This window comes from Veillonella sp. ZSJB6 (assembly GCF_051549505.1).
GTDB lineage: Bacteria > Bacillota > Negativicutes > Veillonellales > Veillonellaceae > Veillonella.
The window spans coordinates 332,224-358,860 of sequence record NZ_JBPUGE010000001.1; the positions used below are offsets into that span (position 1 = coordinate 332,224).

The 26,637-nt window shown below is 38.7% G+C and carries 22 protein-coding genes; 21 read left to right on the forward strand and 1 reads right to left on the reverse strand.

All coding sequences use genetic code 11. The features are described from left to right. The first annotated feature begins 16 nt into the window (after positions 1–16). The 19 genes from ACSV5T_RS01530 to trmFO all read left to right on the forward strand — a co-directional run bounded on the left by ACSV5T_RS01530 (position 17) and on the right by trmFO (position 21,205). Positions 17–1,855, forward strand: a complete 1,839-nt coding sequence (locus ACSV5T_RS01530; RefSeq protein ID WP_438320083.1) for a DUF4080 domain-containing protein — start codon at positions 17–19, stop codon at positions 1,853–1,855. An 81-nt stretch (positions 1,856–1,936) separates the two neighbouring features. Further along, a complete protein-coding gene (locus tag ACSV5T_RS01535; protein ID WP_438320084.1) occupies positions 1,937–2,902 on the forward strand; it encodes a TIGR01212 family radical SAM protein in 966 nt (321 codons plus the stop codon). An 8-nt stretch (positions 2,903–2,910) separates the two neighbouring features. Then, positions 2,911–3,924, forward strand: coding sequence for a PhoH family protein (locus ACSV5T_RS01540; protein ID WP_438320085.1), 1,014 nt, complete (start codon positions 2,911–2,913; stop codon positions 3,922–3,924). A gap of 2 nt (positions 3,925–3,926) precedes the next feature. Then, a complete protein-coding gene (ybeY, locus tag ACSV5T_RS01545) occupies positions 3,927–4,403 on the forward strand; it encodes an rRNA maturation RNase YbeY (RefSeq protein ID WP_438320086.1) in 477 nt (158 codons plus the stop codon). Beyond that, complete coding sequence (gene era / locus ACSV5T_RS01550) at positions 4,396–5,295, forward strand: GTPase Era (protein WP_195185797.1); 900 nt, start codon at positions 4,396–4,398, stop codon at positions 5,293–5,295. The genes ybeY and era overlap by 8 nt, the downstream gene beginning before the upstream one ends. Positions 5,296–5,349: 54 nt before the next feature. Continuing rightward, on the forward strand, positions 5,350–6,681 hold the full coding sequence (locus ACSV5T_RS01555) for a hemolysin family protein (protein WP_438320088.1): 1,332 nt from the start codon (positions 5,350–5,352) through the stop codon (positions 6,679–6,681). Continuing rightward, positions 6,668–7,372 carry a DNA repair protein RecO gene (gene recO / locus ACSV5T_RS01560; protein WP_438320090.1) on the forward strand — a complete coding sequence of 235 codons (705 nt, stop codon included), beginning with the start codon at positions 6,668–6,670 and terminating at the stop codon, positions 7,370–7,372. Before ACSV5T_RS01555 ends, recO begins: the two co-directional genes overlap by 14 nt. Positions 7,373–7,436: 64 nt before the next feature. After that, the gene (locus ACSV5T_RS01565) at positions 7,437–7,967 is read left to right on the forward strand and encodes a hypothetical protein (RefSeq protein WP_438320091.1); all 531 of its coding nucleotides are present in this window, start codon (positions 7,437–7,439) and stop codon (positions 7,965–7,967) included. Positions 7,968–8,262: 295 nt separating this feature from the next. Further along, positions 8,263–9,138, forward strand: coding sequence for a glycine--tRNA ligase subunit alpha (glyQ, locus tag ACSV5T_RS01570; protein WP_438320092.1), 876 nt, complete (start codon positions 8,263–8,265; stop codon positions 9,136–9,138). A 1-nt stretch (position 9,139) separates the two neighbouring features. After that, on the forward strand, positions 9,140–11,191 hold the full coding sequence (gene glyS / locus ACSV5T_RS01575; RefSeq protein ID WP_438320094.1) for a glycine--tRNA ligase subunit beta: 2,052 nt from the start codon (positions 9,140–9,142) through the stop codon (positions 11,189–11,191). 167 nt (positions 11,192–11,358) lie between these two features. Further along, positions 11,359–11,745 (forward strand): MarR family winged helix-turn-helix transcriptional regulator, encoded by a 387-nt coding sequence (locus ACSV5T_RS01580; RefSeq protein ID WP_438320095.1) that lies wholly within the window; start codon positions 11,359–11,361, stop codon positions 11,743–11,745. A 131-nt stretch (positions 11,746–11,876) separates the two neighbouring features. Next, positions 11,877–12,218: a 50S ribosomal protein L19 gene (gene rplS / locus ACSV5T_RS01585; RefSeq protein WP_005377523.1), complete on the forward strand. Its 342-nt coding sequence runs from the start codon at positions 11,877–11,879 to the stop codon at positions 12,216–12,218. Between the two features lie 68 nt (positions 12,219–12,286). Beyond that, positions 12,287–13,192, forward strand: a complete 906-nt coding sequence (ylqF, locus tag ACSV5T_RS01590; RefSeq protein WP_438320096.1) for a ribosome biogenesis GTPase YlqF — start codon at positions 12,287–12,289, stop codon at positions 13,190–13,192. After that, positions 13,185–13,982, forward strand: a complete 798-nt coding sequence (locus ACSV5T_RS01595; RefSeq protein WP_438320097.1) for a ribonuclease HII — start codon at positions 13,185–13,187, stop codon at positions 13,980–13,982. The genes ylqF and ACSV5T_RS01595 overlap by 8 nt, the downstream gene beginning before the upstream one ends. Before the next feature lie 224 nt (positions 13,983–14,206). Continuing rightward, on the forward strand, positions 14,207–14,605 hold the full coding sequence (locus ACSV5T_RS01600) for a YraN family protein (RefSeq protein WP_438320098.1): 399 nt from the start codon (positions 14,207–14,209) through the stop codon (positions 14,603–14,605). Between the two features lie 11 nt (positions 14,606–14,616). Further along, the gene (locus ACSV5T_RS01605; RefSeq protein ID WP_438320100.1) at positions 14,617–16,254 is read left to right on the forward strand and encodes a YifB family Mg chelatase-like AAA ATPase; all 1,638 of its coding nucleotides are present in this window, start codon (positions 14,617–14,619) and stop codon (positions 16,252–16,254) included. An 8-nt stretch (positions 16,255–16,262) separates the two neighbouring features. Continuing rightward, positions 16,263–17,510: a DNA-processing protein DprA gene (gene dprA, locus ACSV5T_RS01610; RefSeq protein ID WP_438320101.1), complete on the forward strand. Its 1,248-nt coding sequence runs from the start codon at positions 16,263–16,265 to the stop codon at positions 17,508–17,510. After that, on the forward strand, positions 17,500–19,896 hold the full coding sequence (topA, locus tag ACSV5T_RS01615; RefSeq protein WP_438320103.1) for a type I DNA topoisomerase: 2,397 nt from the start codon (positions 17,500–17,502) through the stop codon (positions 19,894–19,896). The genes dprA and topA overlap by 11 nt, the downstream gene beginning before the upstream one ends. Further along, on the forward strand, positions 19,889–21,205 hold the full coding sequence (gene trmFO / locus ACSV5T_RS01620; RefSeq protein ID WP_438320104.1) for a methylenetetrahydrofolate--tRNA-(uracil(54)-C(5))-methyltransferase (FADH(2)-oxidizing) TrmFO: 1,317 nt from the start codon (positions 19,889–19,891) through the stop codon (positions 21,203–21,205). Before topA ends, trmFO begins: the two co-directional genes overlap by 8 nt. 141 nt (positions 21,206–21,346) lie before the next feature. Here trmFO and lgt read toward each other — a convergent pair whose 3' ends face one another. After that, positions 21,347–22,168 (reverse strand): prolipoprotein diacylglyceryl transferase, encoded by an 822-nt coding sequence (gene lgt / locus ACSV5T_RS01625; protein WP_438320105.1) that lies wholly within the window; start codon positions 22,166–22,168, stop codon positions 21,347–21,349. A 153-nt stretch (positions 22,169–22,321) separates the two neighbouring features. Between lgt and ACSV5T_RS01630 the strand changes: the two genes are divergently transcribed. Both ACSV5T_RS01630 and leuS read left to right on the forward strand, forming a co-directional pair. After that, entirely contained in the window at positions 22,322–24,037 is a 1,716-nt protein-coding gene (locus ACSV5T_RS01630) for a glycosyl hydrolase family 18 protein (RefSeq protein WP_438320106.1), read from the forward strand. Positions 24,038–24,127: 90 nt separating this feature from the next. After that, complete coding sequence (leuS, locus tag ACSV5T_RS01635) at positions 24,128–26,596, forward strand: leucine--tRNA ligase (RefSeq protein WP_438320108.1); 2,469 nt, start codon at positions 24,128–24,130, stop codon at positions 26,594–26,596. Positions 26,597–26,637: the final 41 nt, after the last annotated feature.

Sequence of the window (26,637 nt, forward strand, 5' to 3'; positions counted from 1 at the left end):
GATATAAAGGGGACCTATGAACGTAGTTTTATCCACATTAAACTCAAAATTTATACATTCCTCCCTGGCTTTGCGATATCTCAAAGCCTACGGGCAGGCTCACGGACAGGCATACGATATAGTAGAATATACTATTAATATGCCTGTTTTACATATTCTTAGCGATATTACAGAGCGCAATATAGATGTATTGGGCTTTGCTTGCTATATCTGGAACATTGAAATGACCTTACATGTGGTGGACATGGTGAAAGCAGTTCGACCAGATATTAAAATTATCTTAGGCGGTCCGGAGGTATCTTTCACTGCCGATGAAATTCTAAATCGTTGCCATGCTGTAGATTATGTTGTACAAGGCGAAGGGGAAGAAGCCTTTTATAAACTCATTAGCGCACTAACAAATGGCAAGGATGGCCTTACAGAGGAAATTGCTGGCGTTCGTGGGCGCCATATTACAGGTCAACTTATGGGATCCACTGAGGCCGTAGAGGTTAAAGATCTTAGCACTATTCCATTTCCATATGTAGAAGAGGATATGATTGATTTAGAACATAAAATTATCTACTATGAGTCCTCTCGTGGTTGTCCGTTCTCTTGTCAGTATTGCTTATCTGGCAATAAGAATACAGTGCGATTCTTCCCACAAGAGCGAACTTTTAAAGAATTACAATGGTTTATCGACCATAAGGTAAAGCAAGTTAAGTTTGTAGATAGAACATTTAACTGTGCACCACATCATCATCGTCCATTGATGGAATTTATGCGAGATGCCAATACAGAGACGAACTTCCATTTAGAAATGGAACCGGAGCTCATGACGGAGTGGGAAACCAATATTCTTTGTGAAACACCACCAGGGCGTATTCAAATCGAAGTGGGCGTACAAAGTACACATAAGAAAACGTTAGATGCTATCAATCGATATAATGATTGGCCGTACATTCAAAAGGCAATTCGCCCTATTATTGAGGCGGGACGCACACATGTACATATGGATTTAATTGTAGGCTTACCTTACGAAAATAAAGCACGATTTGGATTATCCTTCAACGATTTATTTAGCTTACAACCTCATGCGCTACAAATAGGGTTCTTGAAACTATTAAAAGGCTCTGGTGTACGCCGTATGGAGGAATACCAATATATTAGTGATCCATTAGCTCCTTATGAGGTTTTGAGTACCCATGTATTGCCATATAGTGATGTACGATTCTTAAAGCATTTTGAAGATGTATTTGAACGCTTCTATAATAGTGAACGCTTTAGAACTGTCTTTGGCTATATTGGTAGCAAACTCATTAAGGAGCATACTGATACATCCATAACTGGGGAAGATACAGTAACAAATCATGTACCACCTATGAAAAAGTATGATCCTTCTAAAGTGGAGCCTAAAAAAGACGCTTTTTCTTATTTCTGTGAAATGACACAAGCTTGGCTCGATGCAGGCAATCACAAGGTTAACTTGAAAGATATCGACCAAATCGAGTTCTTATATAATTTCTTCTTGGCTAAAGGCGACAATGTAGCGGCCGAATTACTACAGTACGATACACTTGTTAGCTATCGTGGGAAGGTTCGAAGCGAAGCCGTTGGTTTGCCGAAGCAGACAAAAGAGCTTTTACAAGAAGGGGAAGCATTCTGGCGCAACGAAGAGATTGCATCTCAGTATATTCCAAACTATACATTTAAAGAATGGCGCAAGATTCGCCAGCAATATGTGGAAATGCCGATGTCTAAGGAGACGGCACATGTATTAGGTATAGATAATGTACCTAATACACCATTTACAGTTGTAATAGACGTAAATAAAGAGGTAAAACCATTTATACGTCCTGAAATAGAGGCTTGTTAGTAATACAAAAATAATTTATTTAATTTTAATAGTCGAAATATTACATAACAAGTGATGATTGGTTAGTTAAATAGGAGTGTTATGACCGATACAACGAGACCAAAACGATACCGCATGGTATCTAAATATTATAAAGAAACCTATGGGGAAAAGGTTTATAAATTACCTGTTGCGTTGCCCCTAACTTGTCCTAATCGGGATGGTTCGGCAGGTGTAGGAGGATGTACCTTCTGTGGTGAAATCGGTGCGGGCTATGAAAATCGTCCTGCTTGGATGACAGTGCGCATGCAATTAGAGGAAAACATTGCTCATATAGGTCCTAAATATAAGGCGAAAAAATTTATACCCTATTATCAAAACTTTAGTAACACCTATTTGGGACTTGATGACTTTAAAAGCTATATGGAGCAAGGCTGTATCGACGAAGCGGTAGGCATTGCTATTGCAACAAGACCAGATTGTATTGCCGATGAATATTTGGAAATACTTGCTGACATTAGAGACCGCTTTCAAAAGGATATTTATATTGAATTAGGATTGCAAACGGTCAATTATGATACCCTTGAAAAGATTAATCGTGGCCATGATTTAGCTCAGTTTATTGATGCTGTATTGCGCATCAAACGATATGGATTTAATGTCACAACCCATATGATTGTTAATTTACCTTGGGATACAATGCAGGATACCATCGAAGGGGCCCGTATTTTGTCAGCCCTTGGCGTAGATCAAGTAAAACTGCATGCTTTATATATCGTTAAAAATACATTGATGGCTAAGTGGTATCAAGAGGGGCAATTCACCTTAATTAGTGCCGAAGAATATGCTGATCGGGTTGTTAATTTTGTACGTCACTTGCATCCTGATATTGTATTACAACGTCTTGTCGGGCGAGCACCTGAAGATAATACGTTATTTACGAACTGGTCCATGGGGTGGTGGCGCGTTCAAGATTTGATCGATGATAAGTTAGACGAACTAGATGCTCATCAAGGTGATTTATGTGATTATTTAAACGGCAAAGCCGTTCGTAAGTTTATAGATTAGGAGGTTATATGAGCGAACAAGTTTTTACATTTCCTACATATGACCTAGCACAATCCATACTAGGTCAACATAATCGATATTTGCATATGATGCTTGAAGTCATCTCTGTAGATGTAGTGGCACGCGGGGATACTGTGGTTATCAAGGGCGATGAAAAGCAAGTAGAGGCCCTGTATCGCACCTTAGAAGAACTAGTATTCCTATACAGAGAAGGTAGTACCATCACTGAGTCCCAAGTTCGTATTGCGGCCAAACTCGTAGCGAACGGTAAAGCTGATGCTGTACATACTATGTTTGAAGATACCTTATCTGTTAATATGCGCGGTAAAAATATTACGCCTAAAACGGAAGGTCAGAAATACTATGTAGATAGCATCCGTAAAAATACCATTACCTTTGGCATAGGCCCTGCTGGTACAGGTAAAACATTCCTAGCCGTAGCGTTAGCTGCATTTTATTTAAAAAACCGCAACGTAGATAAAATTATTTTGACTCGTCCTGCTGTAGAGGCTGGTGAACGGTTGGGCTTCTTACCTGGCGAATTACAAGATAAGGTAGATCCATATTTGAGACCTCTTTATGATGCATTACATGAAATGTTTGGCATTGAGCAAGTACAACGCTTTATGGAACGCGGTACTATAGAGGTAGCACCACTAGCATATATGCGTGGTCGTACCTTAGAAAATGCGTTCGTTATTCTAGATGAAGCACAAAATACGACGGCTGAACAGATGAAAATGTTCTTAACCCGTTTAGGTAATAATTCTAAAATGGTTGTGAACGGTGATAAAACACAAATTGACTTGCCACCACGTGTTGTGTCTGGTCTCGGCGAGGCTGAAAAGGTATTGCGTCATGTACCTGGTATTAATATGGTTTACTTTAGCGACCAAGACGTTGTTCGTCATGATTTAGTAGGTCGCATTGTAAAAGCTTACGATGCATATCACGAACGTAAGTTAGCTGGTGAGACTGCAGAATCTAATGCAGTATCCAAAGAGAATGTAGCGAAAGGATAAGCATGTATATAAATATTAGCTATGATGAAGGAGTTCAAGAGGATTCCAATATTGAGGCCGTTATCCGTAAGGTCTGTGATGAAGTAAGTCGCGTATATGGCCTTGAAGAAGATGAAATGAGTATTTTACTCTGTGATAATGCTAAAATTCACGAGCTTAATAAGGAGTATCGCGGTATCGATAGACCAACCGATGTATTGTCTTTTGCCCTTAATGAAGGGGATGATTACGAAGGTAGTGAAGAGGAACATCACTTACTCGGCGATATGATTATTTCCTTAGAGCGTACTCGTGAACAAGCTATTGAATATGGACATAGCTTTGAACGAGAATTAGCGTATTTAACGACTCACAGCTGCTTACATATTTTAGGCTATGACCATATGAACGACGAAGATAAAAAAGAGATGCGTACCGAAGAGGAATTTATCTTAGGTAACCTCGGTTATGTGCGGGAGGATGCACCATACAATGAATAAGAACGAACATTTTAAATCTGGCTTTGTTGCCGTTGTAGGACGCCCTAATGTTGGTAAATCTACATTAATTAATGCCCTTATTGGCGACAAAATTGCTATCGTATCCGATAAGGCTCAAACAACGCGTAATCGTATTATCTGTGTATATACAGATGAAGCAAAACAAATTGTCTTCATGGATACGCCAGGTGTACATAAGCCAAAACATAAATTAGGTGAATTCATGGTAGACGCTGCCATTGAGTCCTTAAAAGAAACAGAAGCTGTTTTATTTGTAGTAGCAGGCAATGAAAAGCGAGGACCTGGGGACAACTTCATTATTGAACAATTGAAACGTGTAAAGGTTCCTGTTTTCTTAGTTGTTAACAAGATTGATACCCTCAAAAAAGAAGAGCTTTTAGAAGCCATCGTTTCTTATCAAGATGCATATCCATTTGCAGGGGTTATTCCTATTTCTGCAAAGGATAAAGAGAACTTAACTGAAGTTCTTAAGGTATTAGAGGAAACATTACCTGAAGGTCCGCAATACTTCCCAGAAGATATGATTACGGATCAACCAGAACGTTTAATTATTTCCGATATCGTACGCGAAAAAATCTTATTGTCTACTCGTGATGAAATTCCTCATGCTATCGCTGTAGACGTAGATGAAATGAAAACTCGTGATGATGGCACAACCTATATTCGCGCTACTATCTACTGTGAACGAGATTCCCAAAAGGGCATCATTATCGGTAAAAAAGGGGCCTTGTTAAAACAACTTGGTGCTGAAGCGCGTGCAGATATTCAAAAACTATTGGCCACAAAGGTGTACTTAGACCTTTGGGTTAAGGTTAAAAAGGATTGGCGCAATAAATCCGGCATGTTATCTGAACTTGGTTATAGAAAATAAATTTTGTTATAATAAAAACTAACATGTTTTCTCAATTGTATGAAAGGAATTAAGATGGATAGTGTAGATGGCCTGTTACCCATAGGGTTTGGTCTTGTATGTATATTTTTAATTAACTTTTTTGTGGTTGCAAAGTTCTCCTTTGCTCGTCTTCGTAAAGAGCATGTAGAGGATATGGATATTCTCTTGGAAAAGGATCGAGAGTTTTTATTAAAGCTCTATCAAAACCCTGAGTATTTCTTAAATACGACTCAGTTTTTGATTTTATTCTTTATTTTAGCTCTTGCTGGAACTGGCACCTATGTATTTGATAATATCGTAAATCAACTTGTATCGGTATTTAATGTACATAGTACATGGATGCACTTTGTACTAGATATACTTTTATTGCTATTTATTAGCTTAATTGTTCTTATCTTTGGTGAAATCGTACCTAAAGCATTAGGCCTATCCTTCCCAACAAAGTACGTAAATACCTATTGCCGTATTGTAGTAGCTGCTGGTCGCTTGGTATATCCGTTTATTTGGATTGCTAGCAAAATCTCTACGGTTATTTTGGGCTTTTACAAAACAAAATATTTAACAGAGCTAGACCTTGTATACTCTGAAGAAGAAATCCGTATGATGATTTCTCGAAGCCATGAAGAAGGTCAACTAGACCAAGTGGAATCTGAGTTGATCGATAATGTATTTAACTTTGTGGACCGTAGAGCCAAAGAGGTTATGGTACCTCGTCAAGATGTGGACTGTATTTTCGTTGAAGACGGCTATGATGAAGCGATGAAATTTATTCGTTCTAAAGCACATACACGTTATCCTCTATGTGTGGAGGATAAGGATCATATCATCGGTCTTGTTCATATTAAGGACCTCATGGAGCGTCCTAACCAAGCACGTAAAGATTTGCGTAATGTAAAACGAGATATTTTAACTGTGCCAGAAGTAATGAAATTATCTACATTACTACAATACATGAGAACTCGCCGTATTTATCAAGCTGTTGTTGTAGATGAGTATGGTGGTATGGTTGGTCTCGTAGGGCTTGAAGATATTATTGAAGAGCTCGTTGGGGATATTCAAGACGAACATGAACCGCACTTACCAGCTAAAATCGCTTATACAGATGGATCCTTTGAATTTGATGGTAAGGTTCTCGTAGACGAAGTAGAAGAAATGATGGACATTGAAATCGACGATTCTGACTCTGATACAATCGGCGGCTATGTATTTGGTCTCTTAGAACGGACGCCAATCGTTGGTGATACGGTCGATGCATTGGGATATACCTTTGAAGTAACACAAATGCAAGGGTATCGCGTTTCTCGTATTAAAGTAACACCTTTACCGGTAGAGGAAACAACGGAAGAAGAACATGAAGAAGCTTAATGGTGGTTTTAACACACCTGCCATCGTCATTAGTCGAAAAAAACATAAGCTATACTCCGTATTTACTTTTATCACACCTAGCTTAGGGCTCATTCGTGCATCCATACCGCATAAGCGTATGATGACCATGCGTAATAGTTCCTATTTACGTCCCTTTAGTGCCATGTATATTACAGTGGTACCTGATGGTGAATATGTAAATGTAACACAAATCGATGGTTCCTATGTGGTAGAATCGTTAGATGTGAATTTAGATAATATTGCTTACGCTGCAGTCGCAAGTGAGCTCATTCAAGAGCTATTTGCTATGTACGATGTAGAACGCAAGGTGTTTGATACCGTTGTAAACTACTCCAAGCAAATTCGGCGCCGCAACGTACAGCTCGGAACGATAATGCTTGGTTGGCAATTATTATCCCTCGCAGGTGTTGTACCTAGCGCTAATGCTTTTTTACATGAGGATGGTATTGAGCCATTCTGGTTGCAGGTGCGAGAAACCACGAATCTGAGTATTTCTCGTTCTGTGAAAGCTGGATTACCACAAATTCTCGCTTATCAGTGGGGCGAAGATACACCTATAGAACTTCCAAAAATAATTTGGAAGGAACTTGAAAAGCTACTATTTGCATACTGCGAGCAAGAAATCGGTAAACCATTACAAAGCGTTAAGTTTTTAAATTCCATAATTTAATGATAGTAAAAGGCAGTTTGAGAAATCAAACTGCCTTTTGTTGAAATATATTATGAGGTACTATATGGATACAATATTCTCTTCGTTGCCTATCGAAAAAATAAATGAAGAAAAAACTTTAGATTTACAAGAAATCCAACAGATATATAATTTTCTTTTAACTAATGACTATTATGTATCTGCTGATTATGGGGTAATAAATAAGTTATTTCAAACGATGGTTTTAAATAATAGTTGGGATCCCAAAATGGCACTCAGATACTTTGACTATTTATGTTTTCTAAGTTGGGAATATGAAGCTATCATTGTTAGAGATCTTCTATTAGACAATCATGTTAGCTTAGCTGGTGAATTTTGTTTAGATACAGAATTGGTAAAAGATGGACTAAGTTATTTTAGAGATGATGCTATTTGGAGAGGGAAAAATTATTATGATGACACTATTCCAGCATGTATGTCTGAATGGGCCATTTATTATGATGAACAAGATCAAAGGTTTCATAAAGTGGAACCGTCAATGATAGAAAATATTGTTATTGAGGTAATTGACGCTGAACAGGGCATTTATATGATTGAAAAAAATAATACTGATTGACAATTTTCCCCCTGTATTGCTAAAATATTGTGTATAATATATGCGATGAAGCAGAGTAGTAAACCCCTCTAGCGAGTGAGGATGGTGTAAGCTCACATTTGGTTGAAGGCGCTGTAGAGCATTGGCAGGAACGCAGGTATCTGTTAGTAAAGGCCAACATAGAAAAAAGAGGGCGCAAGCCAAATAGGGTGGAACCGCGGGTATACTCGTCCCTGTAACGTTTTTCGTTACAGGGACTTTTTTGTTTGTAACGAAATGGTTGATTTTATGTCGGTTGTGTAAAGTGGAGGCAGCAATGACATTTCAAGAGATTATTTTAAATCTACAAAAATTCTGGAGCGATCAAGGTTGTATCGTTCAAAATCCATATGACATTGAAAAAGGTGCAGGCACAATGAACCCTGCAACATTCTTGCATGCTATTGGTCCTGAACCATGGGCTGTATGTTATGTAGAACCTTCTCGTCGTCCAGCAGACGGTCGTTATGGTGATAACCCTAACCGTTTGTTCCAACATCATCAATTCCAAGTTATTGTGAAACCATCTCCAGATAATATCCAAGAATTGTACTTACAATCCTTGGCAACACTTGGTATTCATGCGGAAGATCACGATATTCGTTTCGTAGAGGATAACTGGGAATCCCCAACATTGGGTGCTTGGGGCCTTGGTTGGGAAGTATGGCTCGATGGTATGGAAGTAACTCAGTTCACATATTTCCAACAAGTTGGTTCCATTGACTGTAAACCAGTGTCCGTAGAAATTACATACGGTTTAGAACGTTTGGCTATGTACATTCAAGGCGTAGAAAACGTATATGACCTTAAATGGAATGAAAATGTTACATATGGCGATGTTTGGCATGCTAATGAAGTTGAACAATCCGTATATAACTTTGAATTAGCAGATACAGATATGCTTTTCAAATTGTTTGATATGTACGAAGCAGAAGTAAAACGCGTTTGTGAAGCAGGTTATGTATTACCAGCTTACGACTATGTATTGAAATGTTCCCACACATTCAACTTGCTTGATTCCCGTGGTGCTATTTCCATTAGCGAACGTACTGCTTTCATCGGTCGCGTACGTGCATTAGCTCGTATTTGTGCACAACAATACCTCGCTAAACGTGAAGAATTAGGTTTCCCACTTTTGAAAGGAGATAAATAAGATGGCAAAGGATTTATTATTTGAAATCGGTGCAGAAGAAATTCCTGCCGGCTTTATGCCCAATATCTTAGGTCAATTGAAACAATTGGCTGAAACAAAATTAAATGATGCCCATCTTCCTTTTGAAAGCATCGCAACATACGGCACACCACGTCGTTTGGCTCTTATCGTGAAAGGTCTTGCTGACACATCCGCTGAAATCAGCGAACGACATAAAGGTCCTTCAGCATCCATCGCATATGATGCTGATGGTAATGCAACAAAAGCAGCTATCGGTTTTGCTCGTGGTAAAGGTCTAGATGTAGCTGATCTCGTTGTAGAAGACGGCTATATTTATGCTGAAACTAAAACTGCAGGCGTACCAGCAAAAGATATCGTAACTGATATGTTGCCACAATTGATTACAGGTCTTAACTTCCCTAAATCCATGCATTGGGGCAACCTAGATGCTAAATTTGTACGTCCTGTGCGTTGGCTTGTAGCATTACTTGATGAAGAGGTAATCCCTGTAGAATTTGCTACTGTAAAATCTGGTAATGTAACACGTGGTCATCGCTTCTTAGGTGCTGATGAAATCACTATTAAAAATGCAGCATCCTATGTAGATACATTAAAAGAAAACTTTGTTATGGTTGATCAAGACGCACGTCGTGAATTGATTTCCAAACAATTACATGATATTGCAGCTTCTAAAAACGCATCCATCGTTTGGGATGATGATTTGTTAGAAGAAATTAACTATCTCGTTGAATGGCCTACTGCATTGTGTGGTGGCTTTGAAGAGTCCTACTTGGCACTTCCAGATGCAGCTATCATTACACCAATGAAAGACCATCAACGTTACTTCCCATTGGTTGACCAAGATGGTAAATTGTTGCCAATGTTCTTAACAGTTCGTAACGGCTCCGATCATTCTATCGAAGTAGTTCAAGCTGGTAATGAACGCGTATTACGCGCACGCCTTGATGATGCTAAATTCTTCTTCAATGAAGACCGCAAGAAACCTCTTATAGACCGTCAAGATGGTTTGACTAAAATCGTATTCCAAGAAGGTCTTGGTAACTTAGCAGATAAAACTGAACGTTTGCTTAAATTGGGCCGTGTATTCGGTGAAGAATGTGGCTTACACGAAGATGCAGCTGTTGTATTAGAACGTGCTACAGAGCTTGCTAAAACTGACCTTACAACAGGTATGGTTACAGAGTTTACTGAATTACAAGGTGTAATGGGTAAAGAATATGCTTTACTTGATGGTGAATCTACTGAGGTAGCAGAAGCTATTTTCGAACAATATTTACCACGTTTTGCAGGCGATGTATTGCCTCAAACTGAAGCAGGTAAAGTATTGTCTATCATCGATAAAGTAGATAATATCGTTGCTACTTTCAGCCGTGGTTTAATCCCTACAGGTTCTCAAGATCCATATGCATTGCGTCGTCAAACTATTGGTATCTTGAACATCTTGCTTGGTAGTGAATGGAACATCAGCTTGCGTCCAATCTTCAAAGCATCTATGGAATTGCTTAATGTACCAGTTGAAAAACAAGACGAATTGCTTGGTCAAGTAGAAGAGTTCTTCACACTTCGTTTGAAAAATATCTTCCTTGATCGCGAAGTTCCTCATCATGTAATCGATTTGTTGTTGTCCAACAATGAATTGTCCGTTGCTGATGCTGAAGGTCTTGTAAATGCATTGTTAGCAAACCGTATCGATGAAAACGTTGAGCTTGTTCAAGCTTATACTCGTATGTACAATCTTGTAAAAGATGTGGAATATACAGGTGTTAATAGCGACTTGTTGAAAGAAGACGCTGAAAAAGCATTATTCGAAGCTGCTTCTAAAGCATCTGAAGCAAGTCTTGCTGCATGGGAAGCTAATGATTATGCTGCAGTTGTAGCAGTTCCAGCTACTTTGGTTCCAGCCATCAACAAATTCTTTGAAGATGTAATGGTTATGGATAAAGATGAAGCTATTAAAGCTAACCGTTTACAACTTGTTCGCTTAGCGTACAACGTAATGGCTATTATCGGTGATATTAGCGCATTAAAATAATATATTTTGTATTAGATACATTAAACTTTTACAGAAATATATGAAAGAAGAGGTACCATTTGGTACCTCTTTTTGCTTTTACGAAGAATATACATATTTTATGCAGGAATTTTTGAGATCATGGCGAATTCTTATAATATACAAAGTTGTATGAGGAGATAACTGTCATGAATCATGATGAATTATATAAAGCCTTATGTAAGGTGCCAAACGGCAAAGAAAAGTCTCGTGATAAAATAATTATAGAATTATATTTGCGATCTCAAGGAGCATCTCAAAAACAATTAGTGGATGCTCTTAATATGCGTCCTGCTACAGTATCAGAGCAGACGGATATACTTATTGAATTAGGGTATGTAACAAAGCATATTGATTATATGGATAAACGAATTTCTGTAGTAGGTCTTACGGAAGAGGGAAAACGACTAGGTAAATCATTATTACATTCATATGATCAATTTCTTAATGTACTATTTTCTGATTTTTCTGATGATGAAAAAGATGATTTATATCGCTTGTTAGGTAAGTTAAAGCGCCCAATCTTAAGCAAATAATTAGTTTCTCAAAATTATATAGAAAATACTTGCGAACAGTACGTGATTTATGATACTATATTGCTGTTAATTTGAGACAGTCCGCTGCCTATAAGGTGTAGGTATTGAATGTCTGCAAACAGGAGGAAACAATGAACATTATTAACGTACTTGAACAAGAACAACTTCGTACAGACATCCCTACTTTCCGCGCTGGTGACACAGTTCGCGTACACGTAAAAGTAGTGGAAGGTTCTCGTGAACGTATCCAAGTATTCGAAGGTTTGGTAATTAAACGTCAAAACGGTGGCGTACGTGAAACTTTCACAGTTCGTCGTATTGCATCCGGTGTAGGTGTAGAACGTACATTCCCACTTCACAGCCCACGCTTAGCTAAAATCGAAGTTATGCGCCGTGGTGTTGTTCGTCGTGCTAAATTGTACTACTTACGTAACCTTACTGGTAAAGCTGCTCGTATTCGCGAAAAACGCTAATGTTCATAAAAGGCTGCCGTCGGCAGCCTTTTATTTTTGCTAAAATTTAGATGTAGAAAGGAAATACTATGGCAGATTCACCTATCGTACATTGGTTCCCTGGGCATATGGCGAAAGCCACACGTATGATTACGGAGTATATCAAAAAGGTAGACGTAGTTATCGAGTTACTCGATGCGCGTATTCCTCGTTCTAGTGCCAATCCTGTAATTACTGAACTTGTTGGTCAGAAACCTCATATCGTATTGTTAAATAAAGTTGATTTAGCAGATCCTAAAGCCACAAAGGAATGGACTGAATTCTTTACTAAACAAGGCATCACGGTATTGGCTATCGATTCTAAGTCTGGCAAGGGTAATAAGAAGTTAATATCTACTGTAGAGCGTTTGAGTAAGCCTATCATTGATCGTTGGGTTGCAAAAGGCATTCGTAGTCGTTCTGTACGTACTATTATTTTAGGTATCCCTAATGTGGGTAAATCTACATTGATTAACTCCTTAGCTGGTTCTGCAGCAACACGTACAGCTAATAAAGCTGGTCATACCCGTGGTCAACAATGGGTTAAAATCGGTAAAAACCTTGAATTGCTTGATACACCAGGTGTATTATGGCCTAAACTAGAAGACCAACGCGCAGCGGCTCGTCTTGCTATGACGGGGGCCGTTTCTGATGATGTGTATGATTTAGAGCATGTCATTAAACAATTAATTAATCACTTATTGACGAATACACCTAATATTTTGGTGGAGCGATATAAATTAAAAGAAGAAGAAATGACGGATGTAGATACGATTCTTGAAAGTATCGGCCGTCGTCGTGGTTGTCTCGTAAGTGGTGGCGTAGTAGACTTTGATAAAGCTCGCCGCATCATCTTGCAAGATTATCGTAATACTAAACTTGGTACTATTACATTAGACCAAGTAGATGAAGAGCCATACTATCCTGAAGCTGGTGAGGAAACACAAAATGGATAAGGATGTTTTTTCTAAATTAAAGGTTGCAGACATTAAGGCTCTCTTTGAAACTGAACAAGCCTTAGAGATTTTGCCATTGGCTCAAGAGGATACTCGAAGTTCCGTTCAAAAATTAGCTGTTTCTTATATTAAACGTCAAGAAAAAGAGTTAAAAGAACAGCAACGTCTCATGAGCATGTATGACTATGAAGGCATGTTCTATGATCAAGGTATCTATCATGTGGCTGGTGTCGATGAGGTAGGTCGTGGTCCTATTGCGGGGCCTGTGACGGTAGCAGCTGTTATCTTGCCACCTATGACCTTAATTCCAGGCCTTAATGACTCTAAAAAGCTAACAGAAGAAAAGCGTGAGGCCCTCTACGATATCATCATGGACGAAGCCGTAGCAGTTAGTTGCATTTCTTATGGCCCAGAAAAGATTGATGAGCTCAACATCTATGAAGCAACGCGACAAGCGATGTATGAGGCGATTCGTACGCTCAGCGTACCAGCTGAAGCTGTAGTAGTTGATGCTATGAAATTGCCTGATTTGACGATTCCCGTTGAATCTATTATTAAGGGCGATAGTAAAAGCGCTAATATTGCTGCTGCATCAATCATTGCAAAGGTTACACGAGATCGATATATGAAGAGCCTTGATGATGAATACCCTGGTTATGGATTTGGTATTCATAAAGGCTATTATACGGAGTTACATAAAGAAGCTGTTGAACAACAAGGTGTAACACCACTTCATCGCAAGAGTTTTGAACCTATTAAATCTATCGTCCGTTGGGTTAAACCTGATTGATTATATTAACGTAAATTTATCATATAAATTGTATATAGTTTATAACCGTAAAGAGGTTCCTATTGGTCACCGATGTGACTATTAGGAACCTCTTTTGTATTTACTTTTATAGTCTCCATATTCTACGCTACAAGTAAGTGTTACCTGTTGAACGTTTAGATGTAGATTGAGTGATACATATTCTATACGTTATTGTGGTTACTACACTTAAATAGGAGGTATATATGAAAACGATTAGTACAGGTAAAGCATTTAATGAACTAGATTCAAAGGAGCTTGGAAAATGGGGCGAACGGATGGCCATTAAATATATTGAAAAGATCGGCCTTACAGTGGTAGATACGAATTATAGAACCCGGTTAGGTGAAATTGATATCATTGCAAAACGTGATTTAATCTATCATTTTATTGAAATTAAAGCCCGCCGTGGAATGAAGCATGGATTGGCTCGTGAAGCGGTGACAAAGAAGAAACAAAAGCATATTAAACGGGCAGCTATGTTATTTTTGTATGATCTACATCAAAAAAAACGGCGGTGGAAAGAATTATCCTTTGATGTAATTGAAGTGTACTTGCATGAAGACTTTCAAAGTTCCATTCATTATTTACCGCAATGTTTTTAGAGAGGTTACTTATGTATGCAAAACTATTTGGCGCCACCTTACATGGCATAGATGGATGCATTATTACAGTGGAAGTTGATATATCTCAAGGATTACCTGTCTTTGACATTGTAGGGCTACCTAATCAATCGGTTAAGGAAGCTCGTGAACGTGTGCGGGCCGCCATCAAAAATAGTGGCTATGAATTCCCTATGAGACGCATTGTGGTGAATCTAGCACCTGCTACGATTCGTAAAAGTAGTGCAGGACTCGATTTAGCTATTGCTTTAGGGGTTCTGTTTGCATCGGGACAGATAAAGGGGCGCAAAGCTAATATTTCTGCTTTATTAAGTAACAGTCTGTTTATGGGAGAGCTAGCTTTAGATGGTTCACTATTACCAACATTTGGAACCTTGGCTATGTCTCTTGCAGGCTTAGATTCTAATTATTCTACTATATTTACAAGTGTTGAAAATGGTCATAACTTAAAGGCCATACCAAAGCTTACCATTTATGGGGAATCTTCATTACTACATATTATTTCTATTTTAGAGAAACTAGCTAAATCAAAGACCGGTAAAGGAAATAAAGGGACTATTAGCCAATCTACAAGTTCAGGAAATCAAAGCTATAAGCAATCAGTGGAATTGTTAGAGTCATATGAACCTGTAGATTATATAAATGAAGATAGTTGTGTAGTTACAGGACCTAATGAAATATATACAGTTGATTTTAGTGATGTACAGGGGCAAGAACTTGGTAAACGGGCTATGCTCATCAGTGCTGCAGGTCATCATCATTGTATTATGATAGGTCCACCAGGTGGTGGTAAAACGATGATGGCTGAGAGATTGCCGACCATACTACCACCTATGACCTGGAATGAAATGATTGAAGTGAGTCGTATACAAGACGTAATAGGATTATTAGGAGATTCGGGATTGGTTACAACTCGTCCTTTTAGACATCCCCATCATACTGCAACTTTAGCGAGTATGGTAGGAGGCGGTATTCAAGGTCGACCTGGTGAGGTAACCCTTGCTCACGGAGGTGTTCTATTTATGGATGAGGCACCTGAATTTCAACGTCAAGTTATCGATGCGCTTAGGCAACCTTTAGAATCACGTACAATTACCATCAATCGCTCTCAAGGTAATTACATATATCCTGCCGATTTTATTTGTATCTTAGCAGCTAATCCCTGTCCTTGTGGATATTATCATGATCCTTATAAAGAGTGCGTATGTACGGAAACAATGGTTAAAAATTATCAGCAACGATTATCTGGACCTATTATGGATCGTATCGATTTGCACATACCTGTTGAAAGGCCCACATTAGAGCAATTATTAGATACTTCGTCTTCAACGATGACGAGTGAAAGTATGAGAGAACAAGTTGTTATGGCGACCTCTATGCAACAGAAACGGTATGAAGGCCTAGATTTTAGCTCTAATGGTGCCGTACCGCATAAGGCCATAAGTGAGCTTTACCATATTACCGATAAGGCTTGGAGTGTACTCGGTAATATATTTGACCATTTCCATTTAAGTGGACGTGCTTTTGATCGCATATTAAAGGTCGGTCGTACCATAGCAGACCTTGAGGGAAACCCACAAGTGGAACCACATCATATTTCCGAAGCAATGTTATTTAGAACAGGTAAGTAGGTGATATTATGACAAGATATGACGACAACATTTATATTGCAGGTCTCCAAAGTTTATATAATGTGGGCGCAGCACATGTAAGGAGTTTTATTGATGATTTTGGAGGACCCTATGAAGCTTGGCAAGCTGTTAAGAAGGTTGAAAATTTGAAATCTTATTATCATATTTCCGTAGGAGATAAACGTGCTATTGCAGCATCGGCTAAGGATGAAAAACTAGATTATATAATTCAAAAATTAGATGAATATAAGATGGATGTTACTACCTTTCTAGATAAAGATTTCCCATCTATGTTAAACCAAATCTATAATCCACCAGCTATATTATTTATGCGAGGTAATCGAGCCTTATTAGATAAAAGGTTGAACCGTATTGCCATTGTAGGTGCGCGACGATGTTCATTATATGGGCGGAATGTGGCAAGAATGTTAGGAAAAGAATTGGGCAAATACAGTACTATAATTGTTAGTGGCGGTGCTCGTGGTATCGATTCGCATGGCCATGAAGGACTACTAGCAAGTCAGGGGTACGGTATTGTCGTTATGGGATGTGGATTAGATATTGTATATCCTAGAGAAAATTCAAAATTATTTGATAGAGTACTGGCTAATAATGGGTTACTCCTATCTGAATATCCTCCAGGCACACCGCCATCAGCAAAGCATTTCCCTGCGCGAAACCGTATTATTAGTGGCCTTAGTCGAGGTGTAATCGTAGTAGAGGCTAAGTCTAGTAGTGGCTCCTTGATTACGGCGGATATGGCGGTCAGTGAAGGGCGCGATGTGTTTGTAGTACCGTGTAACCTATTAGATCATACAGCGGATGGTAATAAGTTCCTTATGAGAAACGGGGCTTATGTATTGACTGGATATGAGGATATAGTGGAACAGTATCATTTAACATTGCGGGATTTTTTCGCTACAGAAGAGAAACTTTCACCGGCAAAAAAGAAACTTTCAGCGTCAAAGAAAGAGGAACATAGTCATGTAAAAAAGGGGGATTTATCGAGTAATACATGTAAGGGTGTTGATAGTCATGGGCCGTCTATGTTAAGCTTTAGTTTGGATAAGAGTTTAATCTTGAGTGAAATACCTCATGATCGATGTATTACTGTTAGTGATATTTTGAAAGTAACTCACATTCCATTGCAACAATTGCAGCCCTTATTACTAGAATTAGAGCTAGAAGGGGCTATAGAGCATCAACCGCCGAGAGGCTATATTAATATGACTAGGAGTGATATACTTGTCCATTAAACGATCTATCGTTATTGGCGAGCCAAAAGCAGCTAGTACTAGTAAAGAAACAAAAAAGAAAAGTACTACAAAAGAGAGTACTACGATAAAACGTAAGGTTGCCAAAGAGGCTCTTACTCCTATGGGGATTGTACGGGACAAGTCTGTATTACAAACCTCTGTGCCACCTGAACAACGTGAACCTCGCGTATATAATCCAGATGGCAAAGTATTGGTTATCGTAGAATCTCCTGCTAAATCTAAAACAATTGAAAAATTCTTAGGTCCAAACTATGTGGTAAAAGCAAGTATGGGCCACTTACGAGATTTGCCTAAATCTCAAATGGGTATCGATATTGAGCATGGCTTTACACCGCGCTATAGCAATCTAGTAACTCGTAAAAAGGTTATTGATGAACTCGTTTCCTATGCCGATGAAAGTAGTGCCGTATTGCTCGCAACTGACCCTGACCGCGAAGGGGAAGCCATTTCATGGCATTTAGCGTACATTCTTAATGTAGATCCTACGTCTACATGCCGTATTACATTTAACGAGATTACGAAAAATGCCGTTGCAGAGGCCTTAGAATCTCCACGGACTATCGATATGAACATGGTAGATGCTCAACAAGCACGCCGTGTGTTAGACCGTATCGTAGGTTATAAATTAAGTCCATTATTATGGAAAAAGGTTTGTAAGGGCCTTAGCGCAGGTCGTGTACAGTCCGTTGCTGTTCGTCTCATCTGTGAACGCGAACGAGAAATTCAAGCCTTTGTGCCACAAGAATATTGGACTATTGAAGGCAATTTTGAAACGCCTAAAAAAGAGGCTTTCACAGCCGAATTAACTCATATTAAAGGTGAGAAAATCGATATTACTACTGAAAAAGATGCACAAGCCGTTGTAGATGCCATTGGCGGTGCTGATGCAGTAGTAACGAATGTGGAAAAACGGAAGCGCTCTCGTAAAGCGGCACCACCATTTACAACATCTACGTTGCAACAGGATGGTGTTCGTAAGTTGAACTTTGGTGCAAAGCGTACCATGATGATTGCTCAACATTTGTATGAAGGTTTAGAAATCGGTTCCTATGGTCATGTAGGCTTGATTACTTATATGCGTACAGACTCTACGCGTATTTCTAAAGAAATGCAAGTAATGGCTAAGGACTATATTCTTCGTAACTATGGTGAAGACTATTATCCATCTAAACCTAATATGTACGGAGCAAAAGGTTCAGCTCAAGACGCCCATGAAGCGATTCGTCCTACATCATTAGAGTTAACACCAAAAATGGTAGAACCATTCTTGAGCCGTGATGAGCTTAAATTATATACATTGATTTGGAATCGTTTTATGGCGAGCCAAATGGCACCGCAACAAAATGAATCCACTACCATTGAATTGACTGTTCATGATGACTATACATTTAAAGCGACAGGCTCTCGTGTAATCTTCCCAGGTTTTAGTGCTGTTTATGAAGATGCTAAAAAAGAGGATGTTCCTCAATTGCCAGCACTTAAAAAGAATGATGCTGCTCATACTGTACAGGTATTGCCTGAACAACATTTCACGCAACCACCTCCACGTTATTCCGAAGCGAGTCTTATCAAAACATTGGAAGAGCTCGGTATTGGTCGTCCAAGTACTTACGCTCCAATTCTTGATACAATCGTAAGCCGTAACTATGTAGAAAATACTAATAAACAATTCGTTCCTACAGAGCTAGGCTTTGTCGTGGTAGATTTCTTGATAGCGTACTTTGAAAAAATCATCAATACAAGCTTTACTCGCGATCTTGAAGAAGAACTTGATGCTATTGCATCAGGTAAGGATACGTATCTAAAGGTATTGTCTGATTTCTATGAAGTATTCGCTAAAGAGCTAGAGGATGCGAGCGATGTGGATCGCATCGAAATTGCATCTATGGAAAGTGATGAAACGTGCGAACTCTGTCATAGCCCAATGGTATATAAATTTGGTCGCTATGGTAAGTTCCTTGCATGTTCTAACTTCCCAGAATGTAAAAATACTAAACCTATTACGGTAGGGACAGGTGTAACTTGCCCTAAATGTAAAGAAGGAGAAATCGTAGAACGTAAGTCTCGTCGAGGGCGTTTGTTCTATGGTTGTAACCGTTATCCACAATGTGATTTCACATTATGGGATAAACCAACCCATGAATTCTGTGATACATGTGGTTCTATTATGGTTGAAAAGACATATAAAAATGGGACGACTAAGAAATTCTGTTCCAATGAAGCTTGTCCAACTCGACCTCCAAAGAAAACTAGAAAGAAAAAGAGCGAAGCTAGTGAAGAAACTGTAAAAGAATCTAAAGAAACTAAAGAGTCTAAGAATTCTAAAAAATCTAGCAAAGCCAACGAGGAAACAACAGTTGAATAATAAAAATGTTATTGTTATTGGTGCAGGTCTAGCTGGTTCTGAGGCGGCTTGGCAACTCGCTAACCGTGGCATTCATGTAGACTTATATGAAATGCGCCCTGTGAAGAGTTCCCCTGCGCACCAAACAGATCAATTTGCAGAACTCGTATGTAGTAACTCTTTACGAGCTGGCAATATTGAAAATGCAGTAGGTCTTTTAAAAGAAGAGATGCGTCGTTTAGGCTCCATTATAATGGAATGTGCTGATGCTACTGCTGTACCAGCTGGAGGCGCCTTAGCCGTTGATCGTCATCTATTTAGTGAAATGGTGACTAAAAAGGTAAAAGGCCATCCTAATATTACAGTTCATCACGAAGAGGTAACAGAAATTCCTGCTGAAGGTACTGTTATTTTTGCTTCTGGTCCCCTTACATCTGAAGCATTAGGTGATAAGATTAAAGAATTAACTGGTGAAACAGGCTTTTACTTCTACGATGCAGCAGCACCTATTGTTACAGCAGACTCTTTGAATTATGATAAAGTATTTGCCGCTTCTCGTTATGATAAGGGCGACGCAGATTATCTTAATTGTCCTATGACAGAAGAAGAATACAAAGCATTCTGGCATGAGCTTACAACGGCTGAAGCAGTACAACCAAAGGATTTTGAAAAAGAAATCTATTTCGAAGGTTGTATGCCTGTAGAAATTATGGCTAGCCGTGGTGAAGATACATTGCGCTATGGACCATTAAAACCAGTAGGTTTGGTGGATAAGCGTACCAATGAGGAGTCTTATGCAGTTGTTCAATTGCGTAAGGAAAATAAGGAAGGCACTATGTTTAACTTGGTAGGCTTCCAAACTCACTTAAAATGGGGCGAACAAAAACGTGTATTCGGTATGATTCCTGGCCTTGAAAATGCAGAATTTGTACGTTATGGCGTTATGCATCGTAATACGTATATCAATTCTCCTGAGTTGTTGAACCATGCATTTCAACTAAAAAAAGAACCGCGTTTATTCTTTGCGGGTCAAATGACAGGCGTAGAAGGTTATTTAGAATCTGCTGCGAGTGGCCTTATGGTTGGTCTACAAGTGGATCGTTATTTAGACGACCGTTCATTTATTGACTTCCCTAAAACTACAGCTATTGGATCCCTTAGTCACTATATTTCTAACTATGAAGGGTCTAACTTCCAACCTATGAATGTCAACTTTGGTATTATGGATCCATGGCCACAAAAAATCCGCAAGAAAAAAGAGAAAAATGCACTCATTGCTAATCGTGCATTAGAAGAACTAGATGCATTAAAAGCTAAAGAAAATCTATAAATTTTGGACCTATAAATTTTATTGCTCCATACTATATGAGTTTTTAAGACTTATAAAGAAAAATCCTTCATTCAATGGGAGACCCATGAATGAAGGATTTTTTCTTATTCATAATATATGTTTCTTATTATTTGTTATTATTTACGTTTTTTTTGTTTTAGGCGCTGTTTCTGTAGTTTTAAGTCCAGGTTGATTTTTCTTTTCTAAGTAGCCTAAATAAATGAATAAGCAAATACCTACAATGATGACAATAAGACTAGTCATCTGAGCTGATTTTAAGCCTAATGTTAAGTCTACATAGTCACCGCGCAAGAATTCAAGGAAGAATCTAGCTGTAGAATAGAGAATAGCGTATAGTACAAATACTTGACCTTTAGCATGTTTAAAGGAACTAAATAATAGAAGGGCCACAAATATAAGAATGTCGATTTGACCTTCCCAGATTTCGGCAGGCCATAATGGTTGATTGCCGTAAGTGCGATGTGCTAACGTGCTTTCAGGATAGAGAATGCCAAAATTACCGCCCGTAGGATGTCCAAAAGCATCGCCATTTAAAAGGTTTGCCATACGCCCTACAGATTGAGCCAAGATTAAGGCAGGGGCAAATAAATCTGCAAAGGCCCAGAAGTCGATATTGTTTTTACGTAAGTACCAGTAACCAGCAATGGTGCCTAATACAACGCCACCTTGGATGGCCATACCACCTTGCCATACAAAGGGAATTTCTAATAAATGATTGCCATAATAGTGCCAATCAAAGAAGAATACGTCCCATAATCTAGCCCCGATGAGACCCGCTACGGCAACAGTAATGGAAAAGTCGATGATATGTTCATGCCATCCTCGACCATCTTTTTTTAATAAAACATAGGCAACAGAGGCACCACAGATGATAGCTAAAGCTAACATGGCACCATAGGCCCTGATAGGGAAGTCCCCTATAAAAAATAGATATTGATGCATATAAAACTCCTTATGTAATAACTTGTATTGTATAAGGTAAATTATAAATTACATGTACTCTTCATGCAACAACTGAGAGGAATTCTATATAATATGGTATAATATAGAGATTGAAATTATATCCCCTTTAGGGGACTAGAGTTAGGAGAGTTCATGATTCGTAAATCTACTATTTTAAAATCTTTAACAGCTTTGGTAATGTCTGCATTATCTAGTACAGCCGTACAAGCAGAAGTATTAGTGCCGCTCGATCAATTCTTGGCGAATACTACGCGTCATTACGAAGCTAATCAATATAAAACATCCTATACGGTATATGTACCTCAAACAGTATTACAAGGGAATACTATCGTTTTAGACCCTGCTGCTGTTGGGGAACCTGTAAAATTGCCCACAACTAGCAAAAATGGCACGATCTATGTCGACATTGAGTCTGATCCAGCTATGCTCGGTGTAAGCTATACAAAAACGAATGGACAATTAACATTAGGTCCTGCTCCACAAGCTTCTACGGTAAAAGCTCCGTATACAATGCAAACTCCATTGTCTTGGGCCTTTGATCCATGGCCAACACAGGGAACTCCATATCAAGCAAAACTCAATGCTAGCGGCGATAATATCATTTCTCCAAGCTGGTTTAAATTGCATAGCCTTGGCCTCGAAGCAAGTCCTAATGTAAGTATTGATTATGTTAACGATTATAAGAGTAAAGGTTATCACGTATGGCCTTTGATTACGAATAGATTCGACCCTGGCTTTACTAGTGGTATCTTAGCAGATCAATCTGTATGGAAAAAATATGCTCATAACCTCGTGCAATATGCTTATATTTACGGCTTTGATGGTTATAACTTTGACTTTGAAAATATTGATTATGCCGACCGTGATCGTTTAACAGCGTTTGTAGCGTATTTATCTAACCATTTACATCAATACAATATTAAAACATCCATTGATGTAACTGGTTATTCTGATAGCCCAGAATGGTCTTTAGTATATAACCGCAGCGCCTTTGCAAATTCCGTAGATTATGTAGTTCTCATGGCTTATGATGAAACATGGGCTAAGAGTACCACAGCAGGTCCTGTAGCAAGTTATCCATGGGTTCGCAATCATACAGAAAAAATGCTTTCTGAAGTGCCATCCCAAAAACTAGTACTTGGTGTGCCATTCTATATGCGCTTATGGCATGATACAAATGGCTATGCTAAGGGCGAAACATTGGCTATGAAAAATACAGGTAGTTACTTTGCAAACTACAAGGATAAAATGACATGGGATGATAGATTAAAACTTTATTATTTATCTATCCCAACTGGCTCTGGTTCCGATCGTATTTGGTTTGAAGATAATACGTCTTTAGGTTTGAAATTAGACCTTGTAAAAGAGTTACAGCTTGGTGGTTTTGCTGCATGGCGTAAAGGCTTTGAAGATGAATCTACTATTGCTATGATTCAAGGTAAAGACTTAGGTCGCGGTATTCCTAAATCTCCTACAGCGGTTATTCCTGAACCAGTAGTAGAAGAAACTAAACCATTAACTAAGCTTGAACAATATAAATTACGCCTAGAGGAAAAAGAAAAGGCAAAAGCTGCTAAAGCGGAAGCAAAACGTAAAGCAAAAGAAGAAAAAGAATTAGCTAAACGCAAAGCTAAAGAAGAAGCGGAGCAAGCTAAAGCTGAGAAAAAACGTCAAGCTGAGGAAGCCAAGGCAGAGAAAAAGCGTTTAGAAGAAGAAGCTAAGGCTCAAAAGGAACGGGATGCACAAGAGGCAAAGAATACAATTGCTTCTTATAAGAGCCATGGATCAGTTCAAAATACAACTACTAAAAACGAATTAACTAAATCTGTACAAGTAGTAAAACGCTAGAGTTTGACTGCTTTCATAGTACGTAGTAAAATAAAAATATTGATTATAAAACGGCAACTATTGAGGTTGACTATATGAGGAGGCCCCTACATGAATGAAAAATATGTAGCCCAAGATATTGAGAAAAAGTGGCAAAAGTATTGGGATGATAACCATACATTTAAAACAGAATATGATGAATCCAAAGAAAAATACTATGTATTAGAAATGTTCCCGTACCCATCTGGTAACTTACACATGGGTCACGTGCGTAACTATTCCATCGGTGACGTAGTAGCTCGTTTCAAAAAAATGAAGGGCTTCAACGTATTACATCCAATGGGCTGGGACTCCTTTGGTATGCCTGCAGAAAACGCAGCTATCAAACATGGTATTGCTCCTAAAACATGGACTCTTGATAACATCGAGAACATGAAATTACAACAAAAAGCACTTGGCTTGTCCTATGATTGGGACCGTGAAGTTGCAACATGTAAAGAAGATTACTACAAATGGACGCAATGGTTCTTCCAACAATTTTATAAAAAAGGCTTAGCCTATAAAAAAGAAGCAAAAGTAAACTGGTGTGAAACTTGCCATACTGTATTGGCTAACGAACAAGTTATCGATGGCGCTTGCTGGCGCTGTGACAACCCAGTTGAGAAAAAAGACTTGTCTCAATGGTTCTTGCGCATTACAGAATATGCTGATCGCTTGTTAACAGATTTGGACACTCTTGATCATTGGCCACAACGCGTTAAATTGATGCAAAAGAACTGGATTGGCCGTTCTGAAGGTACAGAATTCTCCTTTGAAGTACCATCCATCAATGAACGCGTATCTGTGTACACTACACGGGTTGATACTATTTATGGCGTAAGCTATGTAGTATTGGCTCCTGAACATCCATATGTAGAACGCCTTATTGAAAATGCGCCTAATAAAGCTGAATTAGAAGCTTTCATTACACGTATGCGCAATATGAGCGATATTGACCGTACATCTACAGAGGCACCTAAAGAAGGTATGTTCACTGGTTCCTATGCAGTAAACCCTATGTCTGGCGAACAAGTTCCTGTGTGGATTGCTAACTATGTATTAGTAGACTATGGTACTGGTGCTGTAATGGGTTCCCCTGCGCATGATGAACGTGACTGGGAATTTGCTCACAAATACGATTTGCCTATTAAACAAGTTGTAGCTTGTGAAGGCAAAGAATACAGCCTTGATAAATGGCAAGAATGGTACCATGAAGATGGTATCCTCGTTAACTCTGGTGAATATAATGGCCAAACATCTGAAGAGGCTCGTAAAACTATCACAGCTGCTCTTAACGAACGCGTCATTGGTGAAGGTAAAGTAAACTTCCGTCTTCGCGACTGGTTGATTTCTCGTCAACGTTACTGGGGCGTGCCAATTCCTGTAGTATATTGTGAAAAATGCGGTGAACAACTTGTTCCTGAAGAAGAGTTGCCAGTACGCTTGCCAGAGGATGTTAAATTTGAGTCTGGTGCCGTATCTCCATTGGCTACATCTGAAAGCTTCCTAAATACTACATGTCCTAAATGTGGTGGTCCTGCACGCCGTGAAACAGACACAATGGATACATTTATCGATTCCTCTTGGTACTTCTTGCGCTATACAGACGCTAAAAATGACCAAGCTCCATTCGATAAAAAAATCGCTAACTACTGGATGAACGTTGATCAATATATCGGCGGTATTGAACATGCTATTTTGCACTTGTTGTACTCCCGATTCTTTGTGAAAGTTATTCACGATTTAGGCCTTATCGAAGCTAACGAGCCATTCCGTGGCTTGTTGACACAAGGTATGGTTCTTAAAGAAGGCAGCAAAATGTCTAAATCCAAAGGTAATGTAGTTTCTCCAGAAGAAATTATCAATACTTATGGTGCAGATACTGCACGTTTGTTCATTCTATTTGCAGCTCCTGTAGATCGTGACCTTGATTGGTCTGACCAAGGCGTTGAAGGTTCTTACCGTTTCTTAGGTCGTGTATGGCGTATTGTTGATGCGTACAACGAAGAAGCTAAGAAAAATGTAACTGGTGAACTTACAAAAGACGAATTTGCATTGCGTCGTGAATTACACCGTGTTATCAAAAAGGTAACAGAAGACCTCGATAACAACTTCAACTTCAACACTGCGATTTCTGCCATCATGGAACTAGTAAATGCTATGTACGCTCATAAGGACAAAGCTGAAACGATCAATAGTGCTTTAGCTAATGAACTAACTCATTCCTTATTACTTCTTTTAGCACCATTCGTTCCTCATATGACAGAAGAGTTGTGGCATGAATTGGGTGAAACTACATCCATCCACACTGAAAAATGGCCTGTATACGAAGAATCAGCTCTCGTTGTAGATGAAGTAGAAGTAGTATTACAAGTAAATGGTAAAGTTCGTGATAAACTTACTGTTTCTGTAAATATTACAAAAGAAGAATTAGAAACATTGGCTAAAGAATCTAGTCGTGTTCAAGAGTTTACAGAAGGTAAAAATATTGTAAAAGTTATTTATGTACCTGGTAAACTTGTAAATATCGTAGTTAAATAACGATATTCTATTCGTTTAATACAGTAAGCCCCCAACTACAT